General features: G+C 59.1%; 4 protein-coding genes. 3 read left to right on the top strand and 1 reads right to left on the bottom strand.

The features are described 5' to 3' along the window. The coding region (locus tag O7A60_RS31580; protein ID WP_337109559.1) for an acyl-homoserine-lactone synthase at nucleotides 1-682 on the top strand (682 nt) is incomplete at its 5' end. Nucleotides 683-716: 34 nt separating this feature from the next. Continuing rightward, nucleotides 717-1,121: a LysR family transcriptional regulator gene (locus tag O7A60_RS31575; RefSeq protein WP_337109558.1), complete on the top strand. Its 405-nt coding sequence runs from the start codon at nucleotides 717-719 to the stop codon at nucleotides 1,119-1,121. 577 nt (nucleotides 1,122-1,698) lie between these two features. Here the strand turns inward: O7A60_RS31575 and O7A60_RS31570 are convergent. Beyond that, nucleotides 1,699-2,865 carry a TlpA disulfide reductase family protein gene (locus O7A60_RS31570; protein WP_337109557.1) on the bottom strand — a complete coding sequence of 389 codons (1,167 nt, stop codon included), beginning with the start codon at nucleotides 2,863-2,865 and terminating at the stop codon, nucleotides 1,699-1,701. 245 nt (nucleotides 2,866-3,110) lie between these two features. On the opposite strand from O7A60_RS31570, the gene O7A60_RS32095 reads away from it, so the two are divergent. After that, on the top strand, nucleotides 3,111-3,365 hold the full coding sequence (locus O7A60_RS32095; RefSeq protein ID WP_415926886.1) for a hypothetical protein: 255 nt from the start codon (nucleotides 3,111-3,113) through the stop codon (nucleotides 3,363-3,365). The last annotated feature ends 532 nt before the right edge of the window (nucleotides 3,366-3,897 follow it).

Here is a 3,897-nt window from a genome sequence, read left to right as displayed (position 1 = left end):
TAGCCTCACGCAATCGCGTGATGCCGCATCGGTCCGCGATGAACCATTGGGTTGGCCTCGAAACTGGAGGACACCCGAGATGCTTCTTGTCGTCACGTCGCACAATGCCGAAGAATATCAGGCGGAACTGGATCAGGCGTTCCGCCTCCGCCACAAGGTGTTTGTCGAAGAAAAGGGCTGGACCGACCTGTGGCGCGAAGATGGTCGTGAGGTCGACCGTTTCGACGACAGGCGGGCTGTCCACATGCTGTTCACCGCCGACAACCGCGTCGTCGGCTATCAACGCTTACTGCCTTCGACGCGCCCTCATCTTCTGTCGGACATCTTACCGGAGCTGTGCGAAGGCACGCGTCCCGTCGGAGAAAACATCTGGGAATGGTCGCGTTACTGTGTGGAGCCGCAATATCGCGAGCGGGGACGGATGCTGAGTCCCGTTGCCAATGCACTCTTGTCCGGCATCGTCGAGTGGGGGCTCGGCAGCGGGGTCGACACGATCATTGTCGAAATGAACCCACTCTGGCTGCTGCGCCTGGTGCAATTGCATTTCAAGGTGACGCCGCTTGGGCTGCCCAAAATAATCGGCGGTGAAGAGACGGTCGCGGTGACAGCCAATTTTGATGAGCGCACCCTGCAAAGGCTTCGAGAGACACGCAGCGCAGCCAGCAACAAATCCACATCGTAATCGCAAGACACGGTCCGCCCACGCAAAAGGTGCCATGCGCCGCTCCATCCAACTTATCACGCTTCATTATGCGACTGTGGTGGCTGAGGAAGGCAGCTTCCTCGGCGCCTCCCGGCGCCTTAGGGTTCATCATTCCGCGCTCAGCCGGCGCGTCAAAGATCTCGAATTGAGACTGGGCGTGACTTTGTTCCACCGCTATCCGAGCGGGGTCAGGGTGACGGCCGTCGGCGACCGTTTCCTGACCAAAATACGACGCATTCTCAAAGATCTGGATGACACGCTTCAGGGGCTGGAAACAGCGGGCCACAGCGATCGTCAGCCGTCGTCAATCGGATCGGATAGGCCACCTTGCGATTGCGGGTTTCTCAGTGCTGTTGTTGCCTCTTTGGGCAAGGATCCCAACTTGCTCGTGTTTCTACGTAAGCATCCCGACTTCTGATGCTCGCGTCATCGGGCCACGCGCGAAATGATGTCGCGGCGGACCCAAGCGAACGCTCGATCCGCGGCCATGAACGAAGACAACATAGGCGCAGCTACATCTGGCCGGATCTTCTTGCCGCCGGCTTGACGGCCAAAGAGCTTGTGGCGTCCAGCCTGTGCGATCCGTGTTCCAGGATGATCCGTGCTGACGCTGAACCGAGCGGCCGCTGCAGAGTTGGTTCTTGAGGTGCAGGCGAAGTCCTGCACCTTGGGTACGCGGGCACAGAAGGAAACCGCGGGGAATACCACTCCCAACAAGGGTCGCGCCGAAGACGCTCCGTTTTTGGAGAACCGATGACGACAATAGCTCACCGATTTTTGGGCGCCGCGCCAACCGGCCATCATTGACGGCGTCCTGCCTGAGCTCGCCAGGCAGGCCTTTGCTGATGCACACAGAGGCGGGATGAGAGACAGCATCCCATCCGACCCAGGAAGGCCACGGCGCATAGACCCAGACCTCAATCGCTTTTGCGGTTACGATGCGCGTGCGCTCGCCCAACAGTCTCGCCTAGAGAGGCCAAAGCATTTCCTACGCGTTATCTTAATGTTTGGTCTTCCGCCGTCTGCGCTTTGACAATCGGGAAATCCTTTTGTGGAGTCGCACAGAGATCTCCTGAACAAACCTTCTCACCCTTATAGTTGGCCAGGGCCTGCAGCAACCCCGGTCCAAGCTGCTGTTTCAGTTTGTCTGAGCCATCCTGCCAATCCGCCAGCGACTTCATTGTCACTTCGACCAACTTGATCGCGCGATCCTTGTCGCCGGTCTCGTAAAAGTACTGACCGAGCGCCGGACAATGTAGGAACTTGAGGTCGACCTCGCCTTCCGGGGGATTCAGTGCCAGGATGTGCTCGGACAGCTCTTTGCCCATCGCGAAGCGTTCGGCAGACGGAAGGTGCGAATTGTCCCTCCCCGGATGGAAGAGTTGTTGTAACACCTGACCCAGCCAAAGATCGGAGTTTTTCTCTATCGCGTCGCGAACCAATAGCTGGATGACCGGCAAGCCTGCCCGCATGTCGCGTATTTCGTGAAGCAGCAGATGCGCCTGAAGCAAGCGCAAATTGAGGTCGTCCGGCAACAAGGCGACGCCTTCGTCGATGACCGAGCGCGCCGTCGTCCAATCCTGTGCCTCCGACGCCGCCCGAAATTTCTCAAGGATCGGCTTCTTCAAGGCTCGTTCGCGCATGCTGGCTTCACCTTCGGCAATCCGCTTCGCATCACCGGCCTTCGCTTGCTTGCTGGTGCGCCAGCTGCCGTTGATCACTTTGGGCAAGACCTTAGCGAGGTCCATCGGGTGACCGATAAAGGCGATGGCGCCATCACGATCGACAACGAACGAGGTCGGAATCCCGAGGGAGAGGCTGGGTTCCATCCAAAGCTTGTCCATTTCGCCTTTGAAGTCGAACGCTATCCGATAATTCAGATACGAGCAGTTTTCGGTCAACCACGCGTCCAGCTTGGTACGCGCTTCGTCCGCGGTCGGAGCGCGTTCAGAAGCTGCGACTCCGACAACCTCAAGCCCGCGATCCTTGTATTTCTCCTGGAGCTCAGCCAAATGGGGCATCGCCGCCACGCAGGGGCTACACCACGTCGCCCAAAACTCGACGATGTACAGTTTCCCAGGCTGAAAGGCGGTCAGCGGCTCGCCACGCAGCCAGCTCTGCACCTTGATCGCAGGGGCCGGGGAATCCATTCGAAGCACCATGTCGCTCTCCAAAGTTATTGCCAAATGTGTGTCTTTGTCGGAAACGGAACACAAACCAAAAGAATCGCACGTCTTGCGTGGTCAGCCCTCAACAGGGTTGCCTTTCGTTAGTTTGCGCAAAGGCCCGTGCCAGCACGCTGAAGGCACTGCGACCAATGCGTGCGGACCGCTCGAGGCCAGCAGTCAACCATCTCGTCCAGCGAGATGTCCTTGCAAGCCTCGATCAACCCGGCGATGAAGGCTTCATGCGCATCGAGACCGGAGGCGCGCCGCCAGCCCTTTGGCCGAGGCGTTCGCTCGCCGATTTTCGCCGCCCGATTCGATGGATCGCAGCCGATATCGCCACGCCGGACCGCGCCGCCGCCTGTCGCGCCGACGTACCCTCATCGCTACCCTCCAATACCGGCGACCGAAGATCGTCCCTGAGCGTCCTTGCCATCATCCACCTCATTCAGGTGGACGTTGAAACAGCTCAGCAAAGCTGTGTCACATCACAATGAATTCATTGCGCTCTAGCGCTCGCTGGCGGTAAAATTGACAGTCGGCTCGTTGAGCAGCAGCACTACGGAGCTGGCCAAAAGTACGCGCGACCTGTCTGCCTCGTGCTGAAAACTGGCTGGCGATCGCTGACATTTCTCTAGCGCGACTGATGAGGCGCGGCGCGGGTTGCCGCCCCCTGTCGCGAGCAGGATAGCGTCTACACTGCGTTGGCTCCGCACCGCTTGAAAGATCTGGACGACGTTTGACGGCTTGGCCGCTGAAGGACGGACAAAGAGGCCACCTTGCTGGTTCGTCAGTGCTGCTGTTGCCTCCTTGGGCGCAGATCCGAACTTGCTCGCGTTTCTGCGAGCATCGTCCCGAGTTCTGATGCTCCATCATCGTTCCGCGCACCAAATTCGCGGCCTTTGGTGCCGCGGCGGACCCAAGTGAACGCTCGATCCGTGGCATGAACGGCGGCAAAATGGGCGCAGCTACATCTGGCCGGATCTGCTTGCGGCCGACCCTCGACGGCCAAGAGTTTGTCCAGCCTAT

It is taken from the genome of Mesorhizobium salmacidum (SeqCode), from assembly GCF_037179605.1.
Lineage (GTDB): Bacteria > Pseudomonadota > Alphaproteobacteria > Rhizobiales > Rhizobiaceae > Mesorhizobium > Mesorhizobium salmacidum.
The sequence above is the reverse complement of the archived record's forward strand: the minus strand, read 5'-3'. Positions and strand labels throughout refer to the sequence as shown.

Excerpts from the sequence above, each read along its gene's own strand:
- O7A60_RS31570 (WP_337109557.1), bottom strand. The coding sequence starts at position 2,865 with ATGGTGCTTCGAATGGATTCCCCGGCCCCTGCGATCAAGGTGCAGAGC.
- O7A60_RS32095 (WP_415926886.1), top strand. The coding sequence starts at position 3,111 with ATGCGCATCGAGACCGGAGGCGCGCCGCCAGCCCTTTGGCCGAGGCGT.
- O7A60_RS31575 (WP_337109558.1), top strand. The coding sequence starts at position 717 with ATGCGCCGCTCCATCCAACTTATCACGCTTCATTATGCGACTGTGGTG.